The following is a 21,663-nucleotide window of genomic DNA, read 5'->3' as shown; positions in this document are numbered from 1 at the left end:
AAGACGCTGAAAGTGATGTGCATCATGTTGGAAAAGACCAATCAGCCTTCCAAAATCCAAGACAAGAGAAGAGAAAAGTTCAGAGGGCGGAAAGCCCTCACTGCTGCGGGCAGACGTCCTGCTCCCTCGGCGGGTTCGGGTCGAGACCCTTCCTCTGCCTGATCTGCCTGATGATGTTGGTGGCCAGCTCTCCCGGAACCCTCTTGAAGCCGGCGTGCTCGGTGCTCCAGAGGGCCCTTCCGCTGGTGGCACCACGGATGGCTCCGGCGAATCCGAACATCTCGGCGACCGGGGCCTCCGAGATGATGATCATGACCTCGCCCTCCTGCCTCATGTCGATGAGCTGGCCGCGCCTCTGGTTGATCTCCCTGCTGACGGCACCCATGTACTCGTAGGGCACGTTGATGATGACCTTCTGGTACGGCTCGTAGAGGATCGGCTGGGCCTTCATCATGGCGCACTGGATGGCACTCCTGATGGCTGGGTAGATCTGGGCCGGACCGCGGTGGACGTTGTCCTCGTGGATCTTGGCGTCGTGCAGGCGAACCATGACCTTCATGACCGGCTCCTTGGCGAGCGGACCCTCGTCCATGGCCTGGTGGAATCCGTCGACGAGGAGGTCCATGACCTCGTTGAGGTACTGGATACCCTTGGTGTTGTCGAGGAATATGTTGCCGTGGTATATGTCAACTATGCCCTTGGCTACCTCGTAGTCCATACCGAGCTCGGCGAGCTTCTTGGCGACGGCCTTCGGGTCCTTCGGCCTGCCCTCGGGGATGAGTCCCTCGTGGATGGCCTGGTAGATCTCGTCCGGAAGCGGCTCCACGGTGATGTAGAACCTGTTGTGCTTGTTCGGGGACTTTCCTTCGACTATCGGGCTGATCTTGCTGACGCTCTCGCGGTAGACGACGATCGGCGGGCTGACATCGACGTCGAGCTTCCAGTCCTCCTTGAGCTTGACGAGCTTGACCTCGAGGTGGAGCTCACCCATACCGCTGAGGAGGTGCTGGCCGGTCTCCTCGTCGATCTTGACGTGGAGGGTCGGGTCCTCCTTGGCGAGCTGGCGGAGGGCCTCGATGAGCTTCGGAAGGTCCTTAACGTTCTTAGCCTCGATGGCGACGGTAACGACCGGCTCGCTGGCGTAGTGGAGGGCCTCAAACGGCTCGATCTGCTCCTGGGAGACGGTCTCACCGGCCATGGCGTCGCGCAGTCCGGTGACGGCGACGATGTTACCGGCCGGAACGGCCTCCATGTTCACCCTCTCGGGACCCATGTAGATACCGACCTGCTGGATCCTGGCCTTCCTCTTGGCGTTGATGAGGTAAACCTCCTGGCCGGTCTTCACGGTACCGCTCCAGACACGGCCGGTTGAAACCTCACCGGCGTGCTTGTCAAGGATTATCTTGGTGACGACCATGACCATCTTGCCCTTCGGGTCGCAGTTCATCATGGCCTGGCCGACCTCGCTCTCGACGTCACCCCTCCAGAGGTGCGGTATCCTGTACTTCTGGGCCTCGAGCGGGTTCGGCAGGTGCTTAACGACCATATCGAGAACCACAACGTGGAGCGGGGCCTTCTGCCTGAGGGTCTTGAGGTCGCCGCTGTTGGTGAGCTCGACGATGTCCTTGAAGGAAACGCCGGTCTTCTTCATGTAGGGAACGCTGAGGGCCCAGTTGTAGTAGGCTGAACCGAAGGCAACGCTACCGTCCTCGACCTTCACGAACCACTGGTTCTTGAACTCATCCGGGGCGTACTTCTTGATGAGCCTGTTGACGTCGGTGATGATCTTGGCGAACCTCTGGAGGATGTCGTTCGGACCGAGCTTGAGCTCCTTGATAAGCCTGTCGACCTTGTTGATGAAGAGAACCGGCTTGACGTACTCCCTGAGGGCCTGCCTGAGAACGGTCTCGGTCTGGGGCATGACACCCTCGACGGCGTCGACAACTATGATCGCACCGTCTATGGCTCTCATTGCCCTGGTAACGTCACCACCGAAGTCAACGTGACCCGGGGTGTCGATGAGGTTGATGAGGTAGTCGTTGCCCTCGTAGGTGTGAACCATCGAAACGTTGGCCGCGTTGATGGTGATTCCTCTCGCCTGCTCCTGCTCGTCGAAATCGAGGACGAGCTGCTTTCCGGCAAGCTCCTCGCTGATCATTCCGGCACCGGCGAGCAGGTTGTCGCTCAGCGTCGTCTTACCGTGGTCAATGTGAGCGGCAATACCCATGTTCCTGATCCTCTCGGGCTGGGTCATGAGCTCTTTAATCTTCGCAACCATCTCTTCCCTTCTTCCCATTTACACCACCTTCTAACCTGATGAGCTTGTTCACCTCTCACTTAAAAGGTGCGGTTATAAAGCTTTTCCCGGTTGAGAAGCGGCAGCGCGGGAACGCGTTCAAACTACTTAAGGGTTTTGGATGCGGGACGAGATGGCTTTCAACACTTCCTCCAGTGTGATTTCAGAAGATGGGAGCACGTTTTTGTCACTCCCAACGTGCTTGTGATGTGGAAAAGTGGGTAAATCTCGGTGGCGCGGTGCATTGTCCCATCGTATTATCAACTCGCCGTTCCTCTGCCACTGGAAGGAGTAGTTGTACTCCTCATCAGAAACAAACTCCCGGATGTGCAGAACGCTACCATCGATCAACTTGGCACGGATCTTTAGAAAATAAAAGTCCCGGCCTTCTTTGTAGTCGAGTATCTCATAAGACTCGATGATTTCGCTCTTCTCAAGCAACTCTAACTCCCTGAGCATTCTCGATCTCCCTAAGCTTCTCCTGGAGTTCCCTGAGCTTTCTAACGTAAGCTTTCCACTCTATGTAGTCGTCCCACGCTTCAAAGCTTTCTTCTTCCCCCTTCAGCCTTTCCTCGAATTCTTCAAAGCTCATACCATACTTCCTCTCGAACTCGGCTATTCTCTCACGTATCGGTGCCAGCTCCGAGATCAGCTTGAGCTTCTCGTACATGATTATCTCGTCCTTGGTAACCACGACCTCACTCACGCTTCTCGCCCCAATAGTTGGTATGGGAAAGGTCTAAAAAAGCTTTTTCAGGAGAATCTCAACCTCCCCCACCACATCTTCCCTCGCGTAGGCACCCCAGCGCCAGTGAGTGTCCTTCAGCTCAACCAGCGCCCGGACGAGAGGCGAGACTTCACTCAACCGCTTAAGCTCCCCTCCAACCTCAACGAAGGCGTTCTTCTCCTCAAACTTCGGCTTCGGTGGATAATCCACTATCGCCAAGTGGCCGAACTCCGCTTCAAGCTCCTTCTTCAGTTCTCTAACGACCTCCTCTCCAGGGTCTTCACTGGTATAGATGACACGCTTGTAGAGCCTCCTGTCGTCTATGGCCCCAATAAGCTCCCGGACTTCAGGCTTCTCATCCCCTCTAAGTCTGGAGACTAGATCGATTTCGTCCATCGTCCGGATTTCTTCGTATGAAATCCCCTCAAGCTCCACAGCCTTCACGAGCATCGCACTCGCTATTTTGGATGTGTGGTGCTGGTAGACCGTCGGGTACATCATGCTTCTCGCCAAGAGAAGGTTCTGGGCCGCTATGATTCCTTTCTCGCCCACTACGAGCATTTCACCGTCCCAGTTGAGGTTTCTGATGAGTCTGTCCATGTCGACCAGTCCGAAGGCAACTCCCGTGTAGTATGCGTCCCTCACCAGATAGTCCATCCTGTCTGCATCGATGTCGCCGCTCACGAGCGGGTGCTTTAGGAGTCTGAAAAACTCCCCGAGGGAATAGCGTTCGCGGATGACGTCCCCAATCTCCCCATGTTTCAGTATCCACCGTGTGTTCTCCTCGTGCCTTGGATAAAGCGCTTCAAGGGTGTGGGAGAAGGGATAATGGCCGAGGTCGTGGAGCAGTGCGGCGTAGAGGGCCCCCTCCTCTATCTCGGGGTTATAGCCCCTCACCCTCCTCGCAAGATGAAATGTTCCCAAAGAATGCTCAAAGCGGGTGTGCCGGGCTGAAGGGTAGGCAAGATATGCCAGTCCTAGTTGAGTTATCCTCCGCAGGCGCTGGAACTCCGGCGTATCGACGAGCCTGACCGCGAAGTCATCCAGCTCTATGCCGCCGTGTATGGGGTCGTGGACGAGCTTCACCTTCATCACGCCAAAGTGGGAGGAAAAATTAATAAATGTAGTCCTTGAAAACTCAGTCGTTGGCAGGGGTCTGCCGACCCTCCTGCCCACGGGAGGGATCCTCCGGGGTCCCTCCCCCTTTTGAGCGCCTTATGCGCGGTTTGAATAGCCTCTCGACTTCTTCCTGGACCTCTTCAGCCTTTCCGCTCAGGACGAGCTTCCCGTTTCCTATGACCACCACCCAGTCCACCACTGGTATGAGCGGCTCCCAGATGTGGCTGATTATCACAAAGTTCGTCTTTTCTTTCATCTCCTCGATTATCTCGATGACCCTCTCCATGCTGTCGAAGTCTATGTTCGCCAGAGGTTCGTCCAGGAATATCAGCTCGGGCTTCCCGACGAAGGCCTGGGCGAGTGAAAGCCTCTTGAGCATTCCTGAGGAGTAACCGGTTATCCTCTTGTCCAGGAAAGATTTCGCGTCGAAGAGCTCCGCGGCCCTTTCGGCATCCTCCTCGCTAAAGCCCTTGCTCTCCGCGAACAGTGTGAGCCACTCCCTTCCCGTCACGAACTGGGGAAACGCTGGAGGGTCGTAGGCAACACCAAAGCGGGCCTTCAGCTTTCCGTTGTTCCAGGGTCTCTCCCCGAACACCCGTATCTCTCCGCTCGTGGGCCTGTAAACCCCGGTTGCCAGCTTGAGGAACGTGCTCTTCCCGCCGCCGTTGGGACCGAGGATGAGGGTTATTCCCTCTGGAATCTCAACGGTCACCCCGTCGAGCGCCCTTATGCTGCCGAAGATCTTCCTGAGTTCTTTAGCCTCTATCAGCGTCATTTGACCCACCTCCACACCACAAAAGCGAGCAGGAGTGCAAAAACGGAGCCGCTAATATAGAGAGCGTTCTGAACCTCCTCAGTCGGGTAGTTCTTGATGAAGCGGAAGGAGCAGGTTACCTTGTCCGTGCCATTGTTGATTATCAGGTAGTCTCCTTCCCTCGGGAGAACGAGCTGGTACTTCGCGTGGCTGTAGACGGCGTGCCTGTCCACCAGTTTTCCCGTGATGACGTCGTAGACCTCAACGATTCCGTTGCCGTTGCAGGAGGTCTCAACAAGTGAGCTGGTGGGTGTATGTGCCGTCACTGTGCTGAGGCTGGTTACGTTTCCCTGCTGCTCTACTGGCGAGAGGAAAACCGGCCCTATCGAACCAACCCTGTCCTCATAGCTGTGGTAGACCCAGAGTGAGCCGACGGTGAGCATCAGCATCGCCGCGAGCAGAGCCGCCCAGAACCTCACACCACATCCCTCCTCCTGATGAGAACCCACGAGAGTGCGAAGAGTGCCAGCGGAACCAGCAGGCCCCAGCCGAGGTACTGCGCTGTAAAGGGTGTGAAGTTGGTGCTGCCGCTCCGTGAGATGGCATCTATGAAGAGCTGTGGGGGCATGCTGGAGTTTCCCAGGATTCTGGGTGCGTATATCACCGCGAAGCCCACCATGAAGGCGAGGAAGGCATTGGGAGAGGCGAGAGAAACCAGTGTGGCGACCGATATCATGTAGAGCACTAAGAAGGCGAGGAGGAGCAGTGCATCTCCAAGGAAGTTCGAGGTTATCTCCGGGAGGTAGCCCGCTATGCTGGCGTAGGTCGTCAGGGCTATGTACGCGAAGGGCAGAAGAACCATCAGGAACCCGTAGACGAGGAAAGAAAGGAGCTTGACGCCGAAGATTTCGTCGTTCGAGTAGGGCAGAGAGTATACCGAACGCGCCACGCCGCTGTCCCTGTCGTAGCGGAAGGTCAGGGCACCCAGGAGCAGGACAAGGAAGCTCAGCAGCGTCCAGACGTCGTCGAGTGAAAGGAGTCCCTGGATGGCGGTTGACACCCCGGTGGAACGCGAGGCTCCAAAGAGCTGTATATCCGTTCCCGAGGCGAAACCCATGGAATTGTTAACCCCCATGAGGGACTGCTTCATTGACATTCCAGCCAGCAGTATCCCAAAAAACAGCAGGATTGCCTTTATCAGGTCGTTCATCTCCCAGCGGAAGAGGGTGTACAGCCTTCCCATTTCATCACCTCCTTCTTCTGGCAACGGCGATGACGGACACCAGGACGAGGAGCCCAATGGAGGTTTAGTAGGCGTATTCGGACGGGACCTCCGGGCGGGGAAACGGAACCTCTTCGACAGCCTCAAAGTCGGCGTTTGTGTCGTAAAGGACAAGGCCGTAGCCCCAGGAGTCATCCTTCTCGGCCATCATTTGGTAAGCGGCCTTTTCGTCCACGAACTGGGCCCACAGAATACCCAGGGCCATGAAGTCCGCGTATGGGGCCATGCCGAAGGTGTCCGGATAAACGGCAATCCCCGTTGAGGGGTCGTATATAAGCGGGGGGCCTGACCCATAGAGCGAAATGTCCAACAGCGTGTACTTTCTCCTGCCGTCTATACGCTGGGCAAAGGATACGTCGCCCTTGGTGAAGTTGGTGGAAAGGGAAGCAAGTGGAGGCCCAAACTGCCCATAGTAGGTCGTCATGGACTTGTTGATGGATCTTAGCGCGGAGAACGTAATCTCAAAGTCCCCGGTCTTTGAAAAAACCGTCCCAGTTTTTGGCGGGTTCGAGGTGTCCACCCACAGGAAAGTGTGGCCGTAGTGTATCCCGTCCGTACCAATCACGGCGCTGTCGTTCACCCTTATCCTGTACTTCCCGGTCAGAACCAGTTTCTTCAGTTTCACTTTGAGCCACACGCAGTCGAGGAACCAACATCGTGGCTCTTTTCGAGCTTCTCTGAGATTACGTCCCCGTCGTCCCAGAATTTTGGGAACTTGGTGGAGTTTAAGCCTATTGACGTGACCGTGACGTTCTCCATCTCTATCGTCCCACGAACTAAGAGGAAACCGTCCTCCATTCCAAGGAACTCAAAGCGAACCCTGGTGTCGTTGTGGGCTTCTATTCTGAACAGAGTGCCGTTTACGCTGTAGATGAGCATTGCCGTGCGAACCATCTCCGGCCGGGCGCCGGTGACGAGGGGAAAGTAGGGGTCGTATCGGTGGGCTGCGTACTCGATGTAGACTCCAGGCTTGACCCAGTATGGGGTTGCGATGGTCAATGGAGGCTCCAGGAGCATCAATAGGGTCAGGACTGCAGCTTTTAACGCCCGCCTCATTGCCTGCCCACCCTCAACAGCTTCAGGTTCCATACTAAAACCCCAACTAGTGTTACAATGCTTGCATAGAACATCCACTTAAGCTCCGTTTTGGTGCGTGGGTAGTGGATATCTTCTTCCGAACTCTCAACTTTTGTTGTGAAGTTCTCTAATACGAGTCCCGTGAGGTAGAAGTTATCACCTTTAACTTCAACATGGTACAGAGAGTACTCATCGACGAAACTTGCGCTCAGAACGCCTAGTGCCCAGAAATCGGGCGCCTCCTGAAACGTTGAAAGAAGGATTCCTCTGGAGGCATCGAACCTGAAAATCATCGCTGAGTATGGGTTATTCTCAATCAGAAAGTCCTTCCTCAGGTGTTGGGTTAGGTTGTAGGAGTAGGGTGTCGTGACCACGAGCTTGGTGGGGGGTTCAATTGTTATGTTCCGGGTCTTGAAAACATTATCATTGTCAATTTGAACGCTCTTTACTTTTGTGCTGAGGGGGTGGATTGAAAAGGGGAGCCGTTGATAAGGGGGCTCATGGGGTCGTCCCAGAGCATCGTATGGCCGTAAACGGTGCCGTCTTTTATCACAATGCTGTCATTAACCCGTATCCTGTACTTCCCGGCTATTGTGAGCTCCCTGAGATGGAAAATATACCACTTCCAGTCTTCGAATCCAGGGTAATGACTATTCACGGTCTTCATGGATATGACCTTTGATTCGTCCCAGAATGAAGGAGGAGAAATGCCCGGGGGTAGAAAGGCGCTCACGTTAACATTCTTGAGGATTATCTCAGCTGTAACGTCCACAAACCGGCCATCTCCTTTCAGATGGAACTTCAGTATTGTTGATCCGTAGGTTTTAATTATGTAAAGCACATCCGAGTAGTTGTAGACCAGGATGGATGTTGTTATCCACTCCGGCCTGTCTCCCTGTGAAAGGCGATAATCAACATACGGGGCATAGTATGTTGCTTCGTAGGTGAGGGAAGCGTTACCAGCCCAGTAAGGGATTGCTAGGGCATACTGGCCTACGCTCAAGATTAGCATTATAGACACTAGAATTGAAAGAGTTGCCTTTGCCATCGTGATCACCTGGAGTTGAACATTTAGGGACAAAATAAGAAAAAAGGAATTAAATATAAGGCCATCCAGCAGACGATGTAACCGTGTGTGGACCATCGATGTACACTATAGTCTCAGCACCATTTGGCTCGGCTATGACTCTAATCTTTGTCAATATGTGTCCGGGGTACGCTCCTCCTCCCCCGCGTCTGTATGTGATGTCGTAGTTGGTGTAAGGATGCTGGACATCATACTTAACCCCGATCTCTGTCCAAGAGTATCCATACGAGTCGCTGTTGTATCCTCTGACCGAAGTAACAGCCCACTGAGTCGCTGCCGCGAACCCTGCCGTCACTACTAAAAGGCCGAACAGCACTGCAACCAGCTTCTTCATGGTGCCGACCCTCCTGCCCGAGGGGCTGTTGATACGTCCATTCGGGCGATTATTTGTACTATTACTTCTGTATTTAAATTTTACTTCTAAGTTGAATGCCAAATTCCAAAAAAATCGGGAAGATTGGGGAAATGGTGGCATAACCTCACACATTTGGTCGATGTTTGCCAAATCAATAACTCAGTTATAAACACTTGCTGGATTAACTTGACAAATAGTGCTGTATCGGTGAAAAATCACGGGGAACAAAGATGCCAGAAAAATATCGAATCTCGAACCCAACCTCCCCACCAAGATTGCCGTGGGACAATGTCTCAGTACACGTTCTCCCTTTTGCCAACCTTCAGAACCTTTACAAGGCGCTCCTTTTTGTCGTACTCAAAGATTACCCTGTATTCTCCAACCCGGAGGCGGTAGACGTTGGTATAACCTTTAAGCTTCTGAACGTCCAGACGAGCGAGAGGGAAGAAGGCGAGCTTTGATATTCGATCCTTGAGAAGCTCCCTTTCAGCTTCGAGCACCAGGGAAAGTTCTTTCAGTGCTTTTCTGCTTATCAGAACCTTGTTCTCAAAGCTCATGCTTTACCACGTCCCACTCAACGAAGTCGTCCTCTCTGCGCTCTTTTATCGCTTCCTCCTCCCACTCCTCAGGCTCAACTTCCTCAATGAGCTGGAGGTTGACCTCTATGAGCTCCCGCAGGAACCGTTCTATCTCGTCTATCCGATGAAGGACTTCGTTGATGGAGACGCCCATACTCCCACCGTTTGGAGTTATGGAAAAATTGTAAAAAGCTTTTCCCTCAGCTCCATGTTTCCGCGATAACGTCGTGCTTGTGGATGCTCTCGTTGCTGATGACCCTCACGTGAATCTTTCCGTTGAACCTCTCTTTCGCCTTGGCGAATATCTCCCTGGCAACGTCCTCGACGAACTTGGGGTTGGCGTGCATCCCCTGAACGACGGCGTTCTCATCGATGGTCTTGAGGAGCGTGTACGTCGGGTGGCTGAAGGAACTCTCAACGACGTCTATCATGTCCTCAAGGGGTATCTCCTCGTCGAAATTCGCTCTGACCTCAAGCTCCCCAACAGCGCGCTGTATGTGCGTCTTCCCGTTGTTGTTGGCCATGGCGTGGGGACAGGCGGTGTTTCCGATGACCTTAACGCGGAGAACCTTCTCGAAGGAGCCGTCGTAGTTTTTAATTACGCCGACCTCGACGTCGTAGGGCTCGTAGGAGAGCCTTTTGCTCGCGGGGGTCTCCCTGGGGATTATGAGGTGCGTCCTGATCCAGACCTCCGCGCGCTTGTGCGGGTGTTTACCCTCCAGGCGCTTGATGATGCACTTTCCAAGCTCCTCCAGGGAGGTGTGGGTCTTGAGGACCTCCTCCTCAACCGCCTCGCTCATGGCCTCGGTTATGCTCTCGACCAGCCTGCTCATGTGGATTCCCTTCTTCTCCTCGGGGACGTCGATGGTTATCTCGAAGAGCGGGAGGAACGTGTAAACCTTCCCCTTCCAGTTTATCTTCGCAACGCTCCGCAGGTTGGTGATTCCTACACGGTGAAGGCGCTCCTTTATTTTCGGGGTCTCCTCCTGGGTCTCAAATATCGGCATTAGCATCACCCTCACTTTTTAGTTAGGTGGTTCTAACCGCGGCCCCTTTTAAAGCTACCCGCTACCTGAGGAACTCCATGAGTCTGTCGTAGCTCTCGCGGGCGGCAGCGACGTCCCCATCACTCAATCTCTCGGCGTACCTGGCTTTCTCGAAGAGCCGGGTAAGAACGTCCAGGTCCTTGAGGTCGGGGAATATCTCCTTCAGCCTCTCCTCGTGCTCCCAGTGGGTCCAGCTACTCTGGTACGGGTAGCCCTTCTCCACGAGGCCCGCGACCACGTTCTTGTACATTCGGATAACCTTTTCCGCGGGGATTCCCTCTATGGCGTCGTAGGTAAGTTCAGGTTCAAACTTGACCTCCGGAACGGGCAGGCCCTTTTTCGCCCTCCTGGCGGTGAGCACGATGACGATGAAGAGACTGAACGGGATCAGGTAGGCCCAGCCCGGGAACTGCCTCCACACCACCACGAAATCGCCCGAGGTGACGTTGTACCAGACTCCCTCGAGGGTCCTGCCTACCTCCCCGCCCTCCACCAGCTTCTCCGGCCTTCTGTTGAAGAAGAGCAGATAAACCGCGACCATCATAGCAATGAGCGTTATTATCCCTGCCAGAGGGTTGCTCTTCCTGTTCCTCACACCGTGTGCGCCGAGACGGCCCTCGATGGCCAGCTTGACGACGTAGCCCGCGGCACCGAAAAGGAAGAGTGCGGAGAGGAAGAAGTACCACTCGAAGTTAAAGGCCGTCGTGCCGCCGTGGACGGTTGAGGACTGGATGAGGGCGAAAGTAACCGCGAGGGCAAACATGGGGAGCGCCGCAGTTTTCCGCTGATCATGCCCATCGGTGGAAGTAATGGGCACCCGCTTTAAACCTTTTCTCCATTCATCACGCACACAGACTCGAGAAGCCTCCTGACGTTTCCCGCGATTTTTCCGTCGAGGACCACCCCCCTGCGCGCTATGAGCACGTCCCTGCCAATGTGCGACAGTTCGTACCCGACGATTCCAAGGGGCGTGCCGTCGAAGAAGCTGAAGGTCTCGACTCTCTCATCGAACATGTCGGGAAGCCACTCGTTGTACTGCCCCCTCAGCTTCGGGTAGACGATGAGTGCCCCGCCGCCGGAGATGCGGGAGTAGGAGTACACCTGGTAGAGCTCCCCGCTGCTCCTGACGAGCTTGCGCCACCAAGTGTCGCCCATCTTCACGCTCAGGTTCCTGTACTTCACCTCCAGAATGCACCTGCCATCGGGCATCTGGACGAAGATGTCGGGCCTCGGGGGGCCGAAGGTGAACACCGCGTCCATTTTGGCCTCTATCTCCGCGGCACCCCTGACGATCGGCGGCAGGGGCTGCTGCCTGTGGACCCGTCCCTTCCCTGAGAGGGCCGTCAGGACCGTGTGGTAAACGAGGTCCTCGAACAGGCGGTCCATCTCTATGAATATCCCCGGAGCCGTGAAGCCCCCACGGGAAAGCTTCCCAAATCCCGTGAGTATCATGGTCGCCAGGTGGAAGGTCGGCCGGAACCTCTCATTCAGCGGGTTGAAGGTGGCCCTCTCTATGTCCTCAGGCCTGAGCGGACCAACGTCGGCAAAGTATCGAATCAGAGCCTCCGCGGCCCTGGCTATGCCCTCCCACGCTGAAACCTCCACGACCACCTCCAGGGCCGCCTTCAGGACCCTGTTAAGGGCGGTGTCCACGTCGAGAACCGCGTGCCTCACCGGAACGTCCCTGCCGAGGGGAGGCCTTCTGGCAAGGCGCGAGAGGAGAATCCTTCCCCGTATCGTCTGGAGTTCCTCCTCGACCTCGGAGTACTCCCGGTAGAGACCGTGGAAGAGCTCCCTGCCCAGAAGGTACACGTAGAGATACAGGAAGAGCTCGTGAACGCCTCCTTCACCGCGGGCGTATGTCGATACCGCCTCCTCTATCTCCCGCCTTCCCAGCCCCAGTCCGCCGCTGAGATTCATCAGGCTGAGAAAAAAGCGCAGGGAGCGCGCCTCGTCGGGGTCGCGTTTGTAGGGCCTCGGGAGAACCTGGATCATGAAGCCCGGCTTCCCCAGGTGGTAGGCGAAGCCCACGCTGCCGTGGGCCTTGATGTAGTACTCCCTCCTCCGGGTGTCGTACCTGAGGCTCAAAACCTCGTGCCCCCTGCCGTAAAGCCCGTTTATAGCCTCGAAGAACCTCTGAAGGCTCTCCGGAGTTACGTCCACTCCCTCGGTATGGACCGTGCTGAGGTACTTCCTCTGAAACTCGTAGAGGGTTATCCTCTTCATTCCGCCCTCACCAGCCGGCGAAGGGCCTCCATGAAGGACTCCCTGTCCATCATCACTATCCTGCCCCTGTCGTCTATGAACTCGAATCCGGGATAGAACGACCCCAGCTGCTCCCAGCTCCCGTAGAAGTACTCCTGGAAGAAGGGCAGTATCTTGTGGTAGAACACCAGGTAGAGGTCCTCCTCGGGGTTCTCAGATGAGACTATATCCAGGAAGTAGCCGTGGCCGATGGTGTAGTCCTTGCCCTTCTCCCTCTCGATTATGGCGTTCAGCCGCGATAGGAGGTGCTCGAGGTTCACCCCGCCGACCTCCATTCCAGCCAGCAGCTCCGGCCTCGGAAGAACCTCGTAGAACGCGAACCTGCGCCTTAGGGCTATGTCGAGGAGGGCTATGCTCCTATCGGCCGAGTTCATCGTGCCGATGATGTAAAGGTTGGGCGGAACGGCGAAAAGTTCGCCTGAGTACGGAAGCCTGACTATCGTCTCGTTCGGGCCGCCAAGTCTCTTGTCGGGGTCGAGAAGGGTTATCAGCTCTCCGAAGATCCTGCTGATGTTTCCACGGTTTATCTCGTCTATGACTAGGTAGAACTCTCTCCTCGGTGTGAGCTTTAGGTTTTCTCCGGCCTTTCTCTGTTCAAGGAACCCGAGAACCGCTTTTTTCATCTCCCCATACGTGGCGTTCTTTTTCCTGAACTTTCCAGGGAGGGAGTCGTAGATCGCCTCTATCGCGATCCTCTTAAAGATGCCATCGACGACGTCGTAAACCACCCCGTCGCTTCCCTTCGTCGGTCGGAAGCCCTCAACGAAGTCCTCGTAGCTGAAGGACTGATGGAATGAGACGAACTCCGGCTTAAGAGCCACCTTCCTGGCCAGGTACGTCTTTCCGGTGCCGGGGGGACCGTAGAGTATAACCTGCCTGAACTTCCTCAACAGGGCCCTTATGGACTCCACTTCGGCTCCGATTTCTTCTGATTCCGGGGAAGCCATCTCCTCCCACTGAATCCCGCCGCCGGTATCCCAGTGTATCCCGTAGAGGTAGTCCACGTCCCTGCGGAGGTAGTAGTAGAACCTCTGCCCCATCGCCCGGTATGCAGTTCTTCCGAAGTAGAGAACCCTGCAGTCGTCGGAGATCCCGGCGTACTTGGGATCCACGACGCCCGGGACGTATCTTCCAAGCGAGAAAAATCCCTCAAAATCGTCCCTGCTTAGCTCCCTCACCTCAAGGAGACGTTCCAGAGGAACCACTCCAGCGTTTATGCCTCCTCTGTATCCCCCGAATATAAAAAACAGCCCCCTGGAGGTAAACCTCAGGTAGATCAGCTCGCCGGGTAGAAGAATACTCCCCCTTTTCTGCGGGGAGAGAAAGATCAGCTCCCGACTCCCCTTGGCTCCAAGAACCGAAACAAAGGACCCGTTTTCCATAATGTACAGGTCCCCAACGGTCTTCCTACCGCTTGGGGATACCCTGGTGCTTGCAAGAAGTTCCATCCCCTCCCAGAACTGACGGGGTGTGTAGTACGGGAACAGGGGCAGGGTTATTCTACCCACCCTGAGCTCGTGTCCACCTTCGGCTTTCCACGTGTGAAGGACATAGACCGAATCGTTATCATCGGTGATTGAGTGAAGGTAGGCATACCCATCGGCAGGAGTGGGAAGTCTTACAACTTCAACCCCCTCCGGTGAGAGGTAATCCAGGTGCGGGTCTCCAAAAACTATGACCCGCCCGTTGGGGGTAAAGCTTACGTATAGGGGTAGCTTTGAAAATTCTATCACACTGGACTCCTTTTCAGACCCCTGTAAAGTGACTGGATAGATAACCACCCTTCCAGGGATGCATTTCGTGAAAACGACGAACTCGTTTTTTCCGGGAAGGAGAACAACCTCATCGGCGCAGGGAATGGGCATCCCTCTTTCCCACCCGGGAACGATGGCCCCTTCTATGTCAAAAACATGGAGGAACCTAGAGTCATCTTCAAGCCTCACCACGATCGCTATGTGGCTTCCAATCGAGGTTATGGCCGCTTCTTCGATAACGAAGCCGAATTCATTGTACTCGGCTTTCAGGAATGAGTTTATGGAGTAAACGGAGTTTCTCAGAGGTTCTATATCCGCCATTACGACCACCAAAAGGAACTAGGAATCCCGGTATATAAACCTTTGGCAGAAAAACGGCAGGGTGGAGAGGTTTAGGTACCCTTAAGATTAGATTTCCTCTCGGTTTGCTCAACGAGGTAGTAAACTGTCCTCAGGGGGATGCCCATGCGGGTGCTTATCTCCTTGGCGGGCACCCCCTTCATCAGGAGGTTCTGGACCTCCCGGATGGTGCGTTCGTTGTACTTCCGCGGCCTTCCGCGGGGGTAGCCCTCGGGGACGAGTTCTATGCCCATCTGGGCGAGTGCGGCGATGACCCTCTTGGAGACCTTGGGGTAGAGGCTGGGTGGGCAGGAGATTTTGCGCACGTTGGGCGCCCGCTCGAGTATCCTGACGAGTATCTCCTTCGTTGGGCGGAGGTTGATGTAGACCTCAGTAACCTCCTCGTTCAGGGACTCCCTGAGCTTTGTTATCAGCTCGGCGTTGTTGCGCGCTTTTATCTCCACCCTCATACCCTCACCCCTGGAGGAGGGCCAGGAACTGTTTGGCCTTGTCGCTCTTGGGCATGAACTTCTCGAACTTCTTTGTGTCGGCGAAGAGCCTCCTGTGCAGGCCGGAGATGACGAACTTCTTCACGGCCTCAACCAGCTCGTCGGCCTGAATGCCGAGAAGCTCCGCGACTTTGTCCTCGCTGTACTCGCTCATCCCGTAGAGGAGCACCCCCCCAAGGAGGTGGTTGGGAACGTTGGCTATGTCCTTCCTCCTCCCCACGAGGGCCTTTTCCATCTCGCACTTCCTTATGAGGAGCATGCTGCCGTGGCCCGTTCTGAATCCCTTCTCGTCGGCGAAGGGAAGGTCAAATATCGAATAGTGGCAGTCGATGCAGAGCCTTATGTCCGGATAGAGGCCCAGGCCCTCCCTCTCGTTCTCGGAGGTCAGGAAGTAGTAGCGGAAGAGGTCGAGGCCGAGCTTCCTGGCGCCGTTTTCAGGATCGAGGATGGAGTAGGCCAGGGCCAGGTTGTCAACCGTGTAGTGGTTGTTTATGAGCACTCCACGCGTCTTGACGAAGCTCAGCACGCGCCAGCGGAAGCGCCTCCCGTACCTCTGGCGGAGTTCAGCCTCTATGTCCGCATCCGTGGGCAGGTCGAGGCGGGCCTTCTTCAGCCGGTTGTTCTCCCAGTACTCGACCTCTATCCTGATCCCGCGGTTCCTGACGGTTCCTTTCTCGCGGAGCTTGCCCTTTATGAACTTGAACGACTCCCTGACGTCCACGCTCTCCCTGGCGAGCAGACGGAGGACGTCGCCGGAGTAGGCAAGGTGGGGAAGAACCTCAACGCGCCCGAGTTGAATAGGGTTGGGAACGGCCTTGATCCGTTCGACGTTCTCCCTTGTGAGCTCCCTGAGGCTCACGAGTTTCTTCCCCATGAGGAACGTGTAGTTGGCGGATATGAGTGCGAGGGCCATCTTGTGGGCTGTTATGGCCGAGCGGAGCCTCTCAAGGGCAAGGACGCGGTTGCGCTTCTTCTTGTATATCCACTGGATGTGGGGGTCCTTGTTCTTTTTGTCCGAGAATCCGGCCGAGGGTGTGGTCTCACCCACGCGCCTTGAGAGGTCGTCCTCAAGCTCCTGAAGGAGCGAGAGGTTCTCCTTTAAACGGAAGGAGATGGACGGGATGTCGAAGGTCTCGAATAACCCGTCCATGTCTATCCCGATATCGTCCAGTATCTTGTTAACCTGTGCGACGAGCTCTTCAGTCGTCGTCATGGCAGGAGCTCACCGTTGTTTATCTTTTCGGGGAGGTACTTCTTCGCGACGAACTCGAGGCTCTTGTTGGCGAGGGCCTGCTGCTCTATCCTGACCCCCATCTTGATCGCCATCTTGAGCTGCCTCTGCCACTCCCTGTTCTGGAACCACGGGTACTCCATCTCCTCCAGGATTCTCTTGTAATCCGCCGTCGGGCCGCCCTTCTTGTTCGGCGGGATTCCCTTGAGCTTTTCGGTGACGTTCTTGAGGCCGTAGCGCTCTATGTCATCCATGGTCATTCCAACGAACTTCGCCTCCGGTGTTGCGAGCTTGTCGCTGAGGTAGGCGAGGTTGATGGAGCCCTGCTTTATGGTGGAGTAGATGTACCAACCGTAGGGGTCGCCATCGGTGAAGACGATAATCGGCAGGCCCTCCTCGTAGTGGAGCCTGTGGATGAGCCTCCTGACACCGCGCGAGGCCTGTCCCTGGGTGGCTATGATGAGGGCCTTCTCCTTCTTCGGGAACTTTTCCTCGATGAGACGGTCGGCCATAGCGGCGGTCTCGACGACCAGGGCGTAGTCGACGTTGACCTCAACGAACTGGAGGTGCTCGACGGTTCCCGGGACGGCCCAGCCGCCCATACCGAGCTTGCTGGTGTTGAACTCATCCTCGCCATCGCGTATGACTATGTCACCGTAGATGTAGCCGCGCCTGTCCGCCGTGAGGTGCATCTCCTCACGCAGGACGCCCATCATCCTCTCGAGGTCCTCTATGATGGGGTCGCTCTCGCGCTGGTCCTCGAAGGTGTTCTCCTTCGTTCCGGGGATGGTGTGCTTGTTGGCGTAGTAGGCTTCACGAAGGCTCGCGTGCTTGTTCTCGCTCACGAGGCGCTTGACGTAGGCCATTATGAGGAGCGTCTGCATGAACTTCCTCGCGTGGGCAACGTTGAGGAAGTAGCGCCTTGAGAGCTTGTCGCCCATCCTGATGACGCGCCTCTTCTCGTCGAAGTAAACGTTGCCGATGCCGCGCATGGGGATGTCAAAGTAGGGGTTCTTTCCGATCTTTATGTCCTCAAGGATTCTCTTTCCGTACTCCTCGAGCCTGGTGAGCACTTTGGCCGGGTCGTAGCTGAAGCGCTCCCTCGGCTTCTCACGCCGGACTGCTTTGGGTTTAGGCATTCTCGCTCACCTCCTCCGCCCCACCTGCCTCCTTGGCCGCGAAGTGGCCCTCTATGTAGGACAGGAAGTAGTTCTTAACCTCCTCCTCGGGCTCCCCGGTGAGTACGCTCAGGGCCCTCGCTATCTCGGGCACGTACTTTTCGAAGGTCCTCCTCCTCTTGGCCTGGTGGAGCCTGCGGTGCTTTCCGCTGAGGTAGGTCTGAAGTCTCCTGGCCGCGTCCATTATCGCCAGCCTTATCTCGTTCTGAATCTCCTCCACGTTGGCTATGCTCTGCTTTCCTGTGCCGGTATACGGAACGTGAACGCTGATGACGTTTATCATGAGCACGAGGGGGGCGCGGTCAAGGTCATCAACCTTGTAGCGCCTCCAATCAACGGAGCGCGCCGCCAGCGTCGTCACACAGGAACCGGCATCGAAGAGCAGCGGCACGCGGTTGGCGTAGCGGAGGAGCTCGAAACCTCCGGGAATCTCACCGCCGTAAGCGAGGCCGACCTCGACCTGGAACGGGATACCTCCGGAGTAGACTTTTGGCGACCTGGTGACCGCGGTGACGAACTCCGGCTTGAGGATGTTGGTGAGGCCCTTCTCTATGTTCTCCTCGCCTATGGGCCTGAGGCCGTGGGTTGGAGGGGCCAGGAACTTCATGTACCTGAAGGCTTCGACTATCTCTTCCGCCTCGTGCCAGCTCAGCTTCTCGGGGGGCTTGTCCATGAGCTTCGCAACCTGCTTTACGACCTTCATGTAGCCCTTGAACGAGCGCAGGACGGCCTTTACCTCGCCCTTCATGAGCCTCTCGTAGAGCTGTTCCTGGACGTTCTTGTCGTCCTCCGTCTTTATGAGCCTCAGCGCCGCGATGTACTCAACGAGCTCGTCGATTTTCTTGTCGCTTATCCTTGAGAACTCCCCAACGAGGAAGCGCTTGACGGAACTCCTCCTCGTCTTCTTGGCCATCCTGTAAACGTCATCGGTGAGGACGCCGCGCGGATGGGGCTTCATCTCCACCGGGGGCTCGGGAACGTCCTCGCTGGAGCGCGGGAATACTATGAGTTTCCCGTCCGGTTCAATGAGCTCTATGTGGGCGTGCGGGTTGGCTATCGCGGTGAGCTTGAGGTACCAGTAGATGCCCTGCTTTGAGCGCACGTAGCGGACGTTCTTCACCTCCAGCTCTATCCTGGTGCCGCGCCAGCCCTTTGGGTTGGGGTGCTTCTCCTTCTTCACAATCTTGCCCTCGTTCCTGTCAACGTCTATCTTAACCCATGCCTCGATGATACTGTCGTCGCCCGTGGAGGTGATGACGCGCGTTGCCTTTCCGCTCGTTATCTGGGCGAACATAACGGCGCCGCTTATACCAATACCCTGCTGGCCGCGGCTCTGTATGTTCCTGTGAGCCTTCGTACCGGCCAGCATCTTACCAAAGACGTGGGTTATGTACTTCTCGGGGATTCCTGGTCCGTTGTCCTCGATTATGACCTTGTAGTGCTCCCTTCCAAGCTCCTCTATCTCAACACGGACGTAGGGAAGTATACCCGCCTCCTCACAGGCGTCGAGTGAGTTGGTCACTGCCTCATGGATCACCGTGGTGAGGGAGCGTATCTTGCCCGTGTAGCCGAGCATTGCCGCGTTCCGTCTGAAGAACTCGCTGACACTCTGGATTTTGAACTCCTTAAACAGCTGATTCGCCTCGGCCATATTCAGTCCTCCCAAAAGTCTTCGTCATCGTAGTCCTCATCGGGGCCCTCGTAGTTCTCCCCGAAATCGCCCGGCTCCCCTTCAAGGGCCTCGTAGTAGGTCGTGCTCTCGAGTTCAAGGTCCTTCTTTCTGCGCTCGAGGTACTTGTAAACGACGCCGTGCGGGGAGCCCCTGGCGAGCTTCTCTATGGCGGTCTTGGCAACCTCGACCTGGATTGGGTTGCCAATTATCGCGACGGTTTTTCCGTAAACGCTCACATCCGCACCGCTCATCTCCTCGATTATCTCGCGCGTCCTTCCTCTCCTTCCGATTATCCTTCCCCTGATGCGGGGAAGGGCGTTCTTATCGTTGCCGATTATCACGTCCGTCAGGTTAACGACCTCAAGGACCTCCCCCTCGTTGAAGAGCCGGAACGCCCTTTCGGGGGAAAAACCCCTGCCTATGGCCATTATCACGTCACGCGCCTTCCAGACGGCCAAGGGGTCGGCGGTCTCCTCGGTGGAGGTTATGAAGACCTCGCCGGTCTCGCTGTCCACCTCTATCTTGGTCTTGGTCCTCTCCTCTATCTCCCTCTTGGTCTGCCCCTTTCTGCCTATGACGACGGCAACCCTGTCGCGGGGGATTCTTATGAACTCCTCCTGCTCGCCCTCCGCGGCGTAGGTGATCTCCTCATCGCGACCGCCCCGGGTGGGCCGGCCGTCCTTGTCTATCCGCTCATACTTCCTCAGCAGTCTCTCAAACTCGTCCATGCTCTCACCCTCTAAACCCCAACCAGCTCACGGAACTTATCGTCGAAATCATCAACATCAACGCCTTTCCGCCCAAAGTAGTTTATGACGTTCCTCAGATCCCTTCTGAGCAGCTCCACGCTCATCCTGTTCCTCTTCACCGTCGCCTGCGACCAGTCTATCACAACGGGCCTGTCGTGGAGCAGTATGTTGTACTCGCTCAGGTCGCCGTGCACCATGTCCCCGCGCTTCCAGAGCCTCTCGATGACGCCCATCGTGAAGTCATAAAGTTCCTCAAAGTCCGAAGGCTCGAGCGAACGCTCGACGTCTTTGATGCGGGGTGCGGGGAGCTCGTCCCCGATGAACTCCATCACGAGGACGTTGTTGCGGAAGATCACGGGTTCCGGAACGCGAACCGCATATTTTATCGCCCGTTGGAGGTTCTTAAACTCCCTCCGGGTCCACACAAAGACCAGCTTGCGCATATCCTTGGGCAGGTAGCCGACGCGTGGGTCGGCTGCGAGGTACTCCCATATGCGCCGGAACTCGGTCGTGTACGTGCGGTATATCTTGACGGCTATCCTGTTCCCCTCGGCGTCCACGCCGGCAAAGACGTTGGCCTCCTTGCCCGTGCTGATGACGCCGTAGAGGGCTTCGATCTTTCCTCTCCTGTGGAGATAGGCGAGGGTCTCCTTCGTCGTTCTGTCGAATACCTCATTGGCTATCTTGTAGAGGTCGCTGTCCTTCTCCCGCCTCTCCCGGAGGCCCAGCATTCCCTCGATTTCGCGCTCTATTACATCCTCGCGCATTCCCCATCACTCGCTGGCAGCTGGAATTTTAGAAGAAGCGGGCTCAGAACAGGAGCTCGCCACCGCTGAGGAATTCCTGACTTATCTTGCCCCTCCTCAGGAGCCAGTCCACCTGAGTCCTGGTGTAGCGGTAGACTATGTCCCCACGCTCCTCGGTCTGCACGTCCCAGGGCTGGACTATGACGACGTCGCCCACGCGCATCCACATGCGCCTCTTGAGCTTGCCCGGTATCCTGCACCTTCTAATCTTCCCGTCGGAGCACCTCACATCCATCCATCCAGATCCCAGGGCCTGCTCGATTACACCGAACAGCTGTCCTTCCTTCGGGAGGGGAACACGGATGACCTCGTCACCCTGAACCTGTCTGTTCTTTTTCTTCCCCCCACTTCTTCCACCTCTTCCTCTGTGGTACGCCATGATCATCACCTCCAGCGAATAGGCCCGAGCCCTTATAAACCTGAGCCTTGCAAAAATTTTCTAACGAGAGTACAGGCATGTGCTTTTAAAATTTTTGCACAAATCCACGACGGCGCAAAAACCCTGCCCTTCTGTTACTTTTTTCTTCTGAAGGCCTCGTCCTTTAGGGTGGGGATGCAGTAAACCGCCCAACAGCCTTTAAACAGGAAAGCAAAACTATTTTAAAGCCTAAAAAACATTACCATACTTTAGAATGAAGCGGTCAATAACGGTAAAACTACAACCCTCAAAAACCCAAGAGGAACATTCAAATCCGAAATAGGCTCGGCAACAGTTCAACAAATCTGCAGGAAGAACGCCGAAAGCTGGAGAAGCTTCTTCTCACTCTTAAGGAACACGCGGAACGGAGAACCCCCAACTGGCTCAAACCCAAACCACCAAACCTACATCAAAGGGAGAA

The 21,663-nt window shown here is 55.9% G+C and carries 25 protein-coding genes and 1 pseudogene; 1 reads left to right on the top strand and 25 read right to left on the bottom strand.

From position 1 onward, the window contains the following. Positions 1-97 precede the first annotated feature (97 nt). The 25 genes from APY94_RS03350 to eif1A form a co-directional block, all read right to left on the bottom strand. Positions 98-2,296: an elongation factor EF-2 gene (locus APY94_RS03350; protein WP_058938291.1), complete on the bottom strand. Its 2,199-nt coding sequence runs from the start codon at positions 2,294-2,296 to the stop codon at positions 98-100. Positions 2,297-2,404: 108 nt separating this feature from the next. Beyond that, on the bottom strand, positions 2,405-2,755 hold the full coding sequence (locus APY94_RS03345) for a toxin-antitoxin system TumE family protein (RefSeq protein WP_058938290.1): 351 nt from the start codon (positions 2,753-2,755) through the stop codon (positions 2,405-2,407). Beyond that, positions 2,730-3,002 carry a hypothetical protein gene (locus APY94_RS03340; protein WP_058938289.1) on the bottom strand — a complete coding sequence of 91 codons (273 nt, stop codon included), beginning with the start codon at positions 3,000-3,002 and terminating at the stop codon, positions 2,730-2,732. The genes APY94_RS03345 and APY94_RS03340 overlap by 26 nt, the downstream gene beginning before the upstream one ends. 33 nt (positions 3,003-3,035) lie before the next feature. Further along, positions 3,036-4,109, bottom strand: a complete 1,074-nt coding sequence (locus tag APY94_RS03335; RefSeq protein ID WP_058938288.1) for an HD domain-containing protein — start codon at positions 4,107-4,109, stop codon at positions 3,036-3,038. A gap of 52 nt (positions 4,110-4,161) precedes the next feature. Next, positions 4,162-4,917 (bottom strand): ABC transporter ATP-binding protein, encoded by a 756-nt coding sequence (locus tag APY94_RS03330; RefSeq protein ID WP_058938287.1) that lies wholly within the window; start codon positions 4,915-4,917, stop codon positions 4,162-4,164. Beyond that, positions 4,914-5,375 (bottom strand): hypothetical protein, encoded by a 462-nt coding sequence (locus APY94_RS03325; RefSeq protein ID WP_058938286.1) that lies wholly within the window; start codon positions 5,373-5,375, stop codon positions 4,914-4,916. Before APY94_RS03325 ends, APY94_RS03330 begins: the two co-directional genes overlap by 4 nt. Continuing rightward, positions 5,372-6,139: a hypothetical protein gene (locus APY94_RS03320; protein WP_058938285.1), complete on the bottom strand. Its 768-nt coding sequence runs from the start codon at positions 6,137-6,139 to the stop codon at positions 5,372-5,374. Before APY94_RS03320 ends, APY94_RS03325 begins: the two co-directional genes overlap by 4 nt. Before the next feature lie 64 nt (positions 6,140-6,203). After that, complete coding sequence (locus APY94_RS03315; RefSeq protein WP_058938284.1) at positions 6,204-6,803, bottom strand: hypothetical protein; 600 nt, start codon at positions 6,801-6,803, stop codon at positions 6,204-6,206. Further along, positions 6,800-7,234, bottom strand: coding sequence for a hypothetical protein (locus APY94_RS03310; RefSeq protein WP_058938283.1), 435 nt, complete (start codon positions 7,232-7,234; stop codon positions 6,800-6,802). The genes APY94_RS03315 and APY94_RS03310 overlap by 4 nt, the downstream gene beginning before the upstream one ends. Further along, the gene (locus APY94_RS03305) at positions 7,231-7,548 is read right to left on the bottom strand and encodes a hypothetical protein (RefSeq protein ID WP_058938282.1); all 318 of its coding nucleotides are present in this window, start codon (positions 7,546-7,548) and stop codon (positions 7,231-7,233) included. Before APY94_RS03305 ends, APY94_RS03310 begins: the two co-directional genes overlap by 4 nt. 152 nt (positions 7,549-7,700) lie before the next feature. Then, positions 7,701-8,303, bottom strand: coding sequence for a hypothetical protein (locus APY94_RS03300; protein WP_058938281.1), 603 nt, complete (start codon positions 8,301-8,303; stop codon positions 7,701-7,703). A gap of 49 nt (positions 8,304-8,352) precedes the next feature. Next, a complete protein-coding gene (locus tag APY94_RS03295; protein ID WP_058938280.1) occupies positions 8,353-8,676 on the bottom strand; it encodes a hypothetical protein in 324 nt (107 codons plus the stop codon). A 314-nt stretch (positions 8,677-8,990) separates the two neighbouring features. Next, complete coding sequence (locus APY94_RS03290; RefSeq protein ID WP_058938279.1) at positions 8,991-9,254, bottom strand: type II toxin-antitoxin system RelE family toxin; 264 nt, start codon at positions 9,252-9,254, stop codon at positions 8,991-8,993. Continuing rightward, positions 9,244-9,429, bottom strand: a complete 186-nt coding sequence (locus APY94_RS03285; RefSeq protein ID WP_058938278.1) for a hypothetical protein — start codon at positions 9,427-9,429, stop codon at positions 9,244-9,246. The genes APY94_RS03290 and APY94_RS03285 overlap by 11 nt, the downstream gene beginning before the upstream one ends. A gap of 46 nt (positions 9,430-9,475) precedes the next feature. Continuing rightward, entirely contained in the window at positions 9,476-10,282 is an 807-nt protein-coding gene (locus APY94_RS03280) for a GTP cyclohydrolase IV (protein WP_058938277.1), read from the bottom strand. A 61-nt stretch (positions 10,283-10,343) separates the two neighbouring features. Then, complete coding sequence (locus tag APY94_RS03275; protein WP_157065454.1) at positions 10,344-11,138, bottom strand: DUF4129 domain-containing protein; 795 nt, start codon at positions 11,136-11,138, stop codon at positions 10,344-10,346. A gap of 5 nt (positions 11,139-11,143) precedes the next feature. Continuing rightward, positions 11,144-12,547, bottom strand: coding sequence for a 5-methylcytosine restriction system specificity protein McrC (locus APY94_RS03270; protein WP_058938275.1), 1,404 nt, complete (start codon positions 12,545-12,547; stop codon positions 11,144-11,146). Continuing rightward, on the bottom strand, positions 12,544-14,661 hold the full coding sequence (locus APY94_RS03265) for an AAA family ATPase (protein WP_058938274.1): 2,118 nt from the start codon (positions 14,659-14,661) through the stop codon (positions 12,544-12,546). The genes APY94_RS03270 and APY94_RS03265 overlap by 4 nt, the downstream gene beginning before the upstream one ends. 71 nt (positions 14,662-14,732) lie before the next feature. After that, positions 14,733-15,149 carry a DUF1699 family protein gene (locus APY94_RS03260; RefSeq protein ID WP_058938273.1) on the bottom strand — a complete coding sequence of 139 codons (417 nt, stop codon included), beginning with the start codon at positions 15,147-15,149 and terminating at the stop codon, positions 14,733-14,735. A gap of 4 nt (positions 15,150-15,153) precedes the next feature. Next, on the bottom strand, positions 15,154-16,401 hold the full coding sequence (locus APY94_RS03255; protein WP_058938272.1) for a DUF530 family protein: 1,248 nt from the start codon (positions 16,399-16,401) through the stop codon (positions 15,154-15,156). Next, positions 16,398-17,558, bottom strand: a complete 1,161-nt coding sequence (locus APY94_RS03250) for a DNA topoisomerase IV subunit A (protein WP_058938271.1) — start codon at positions 17,556-17,558, stop codon at positions 16,398-16,400. The genes APY94_RS03255 and APY94_RS03250 overlap by 4 nt, the downstream gene beginning before the upstream one ends. Further along, positions 17,551-19,248, bottom strand: coding sequence for a DNA topoisomerase VI subunit B (gene top6B / locus APY94_RS03245; protein ID WP_058938270.1), 1,698 nt, complete (start codon positions 19,246-19,248; stop codon positions 17,551-17,553). The genes APY94_RS03250 and top6B overlap by 8 nt, the downstream gene beginning before the upstream one ends. A 2-nt stretch (positions 19,249-19,250) precedes the next feature. Further along, positions 19,251-19,997 carry a KH domain-containing protein gene (locus APY94_RS03240; RefSeq protein ID WP_058938269.1) on the bottom strand — a complete coding sequence of 249 codons (747 nt, stop codon included), beginning with the start codon at positions 19,995-19,997 and terminating at the stop codon, positions 19,251-19,253. 11 nt (positions 19,998-20,008) lie between these two features. Then, positions 20,009-20,785, bottom strand: a complete 777-nt coding sequence (locus APY94_RS03235) for a serine protein kinase RIO (RefSeq protein WP_058938268.1) — start codon at positions 20,783-20,785, stop codon at positions 20,009-20,011. 43 nt (positions 20,786-20,828) lie between these two features. Then, positions 20,829-21,203: a translation initiation factor eIF-1A gene (gene eif1A, locus APY94_RS03230; protein ID WP_058938267.1), complete on the bottom strand. Its 375-nt coding sequence runs from the start codon at positions 21,201-21,203 to the stop codon at positions 20,829-20,831. Positions 21,204-21,509: 306 nt separating this feature from the next. On the opposite strand from eif1A, the pseudogene APY94_RS14005 reads away from it, so the two are divergent. After that, positions 21,510-21,663: pseudogene (locus APY94_RS14005) on the top strand (RNA-guided endonuclease InsQ/TnpB family protein); the annotation flags it as partial.

The organism is Thermococcus celericrescens (genome assembly GCF_001484195.1).
In the GTDB taxonomy this organism is placed as follows: Archaea; Methanobacteriota_B; Thermococci; order Thermococcales; family Thermococcaceae; genus Thermococcus; species Thermococcus celericrescens.
This window is presented reverse-complemented; position numbering and strand designations above follow the sequence as displayed.

Excerpts from the sequence above, each read along its gene's own strand:
- APY94_RS03350 (WP_058938291.1), bottom strand. The coding sequence starts at position 2,296 with ATGGGAAGAAGGGAAGAGATGGTTGCGAAGATTAAAGAGCTCATGACC.
- APY94_RS03345 (WP_058938290.1), bottom strand. The coding sequence starts at position 2,755 with ATGCTCAGGGAGTTAGAGTTGCTTGAGAAGAGCGAAATCATCGAGTCT.
- APY94_RS03330 (WP_058938287.1), bottom strand. The coding sequence starts at position 4,917 with ATGACGCTGATAGAGGCTAAAGAACTCAGGAAGATCTTCGGCAGCATA.
- APY94_RS03320 (WP_058938285.1), bottom strand. The coding sequence starts at position 6,139 with ATGGGAAGGCTGTACACCCTCTTCCGCTGGGAGATGAACGACCTGATA.
- APY94_RS03310 (WP_058938283.1), bottom strand. The coding sequence starts at position 7,234 with ATGAGGCGGGCGTTAAAAGCTGCAGTCCTGACCCTATTGATGCTCCTG.
- APY94_RS03305 (WP_058938282.1), bottom strand. The coding sequence starts at position 7,548 with ATGATTTTCAGGTTCGATGCCTCCAGAGGAATCCTTCTTTCAACGTTT.
- APY94_RS03300 (WP_058938281.1), bottom strand. The coding sequence starts at position 8,303 with ATGGCAAAGGCAACTCTTTCAATTCTAGTGTCTATAATGCTAATCTTG.
- APY94_RS03295 (WP_058938280.1), bottom strand. The coding sequence starts at position 8,676 with ATGAAGAAGCTGGTTGCAGTGCTGTTCGGCCTTTTAGTAGTGACGGCA.
- APY94_RS03290 (WP_058938279.1), bottom strand. The coding sequence starts at position 9,254 with ATGAGCTTTGAGAACAAGGTTCTGATAAGCAGAAAAGCACTGAAAGAA.
- APY94_RS03285 (WP_058938278.1), bottom strand. The coding sequence starts at position 9,429 with ATGGGCGTCTCCATCAACGAAGTCCTTCATCGGATAGACGAGATAGAA.
- APY94_RS03280 (WP_058938277.1), bottom strand. The coding sequence starts at position 10,282 with ATGCCGATATTTGAGACCCAGGAGGAGACCCCGAAAATAAAGGAGCGC.
- APY94_RS03270 (WP_058938275.1), bottom strand. The coding sequence starts at position 12,547 with ATGAAGAGGATAACCCTCTACGAGTTTCAGAGGAAGTACCTCAGCACG.
- APY94_RS03265 (WP_058938274.1), bottom strand. The coding sequence starts at position 14,661 with ATGGCGGATATAGAACCTCTGAGAAACTCCGTTTACTCCATAAACTCA.
- APY94_RS03260 (WP_058938273.1), bottom strand. The coding sequence starts at position 15,149 with ATGAGGGTGGAGATAAAAGCGCGCAACAACGCCGAGCTGATAACAAAG.
- APY94_RS03255 (WP_058938272.1), bottom strand. The coding sequence starts at position 16,401 with ATGACGACGACTGAAGAGCTCGTCGCACAGGTTAACAAGATACTGGAC.
- APY94_RS03250 (WP_058938271.1), bottom strand. The coding sequence starts at position 17,558 with ATGCCTAAACCCAAAGCAGTCCGGCGTGAGAAGCCGAGGGAGCGCTTC.
- top6B (WP_058938270.1), bottom strand. The coding sequence starts at position 19,248 with ATGGCCGAGGCGAATCAGCTGTTTAAGGAGTTCAAAATCCAGAGTGTC.
- APY94_RS03240 (WP_058938269.1), bottom strand. The coding sequence starts at position 19,997 with ATGGACGAGTTTGAGAGACTGCTGAGGAAGTATGAGCGGATAGACAAG.
- APY94_RS03235 (WP_058938268.1), bottom strand. The coding sequence starts at position 20,785 with ATGCGCGAGGATGTAATAGAGCGCGAAATCGAGGGAATGCTGGGCCTC.
- eif1A (WP_058938267.1), bottom strand. The coding sequence starts at position 21,203 with ATGGCGTACCACAGAGGAAGAGGTGGAAGAAGTGGGGGGAAGAAAAAG.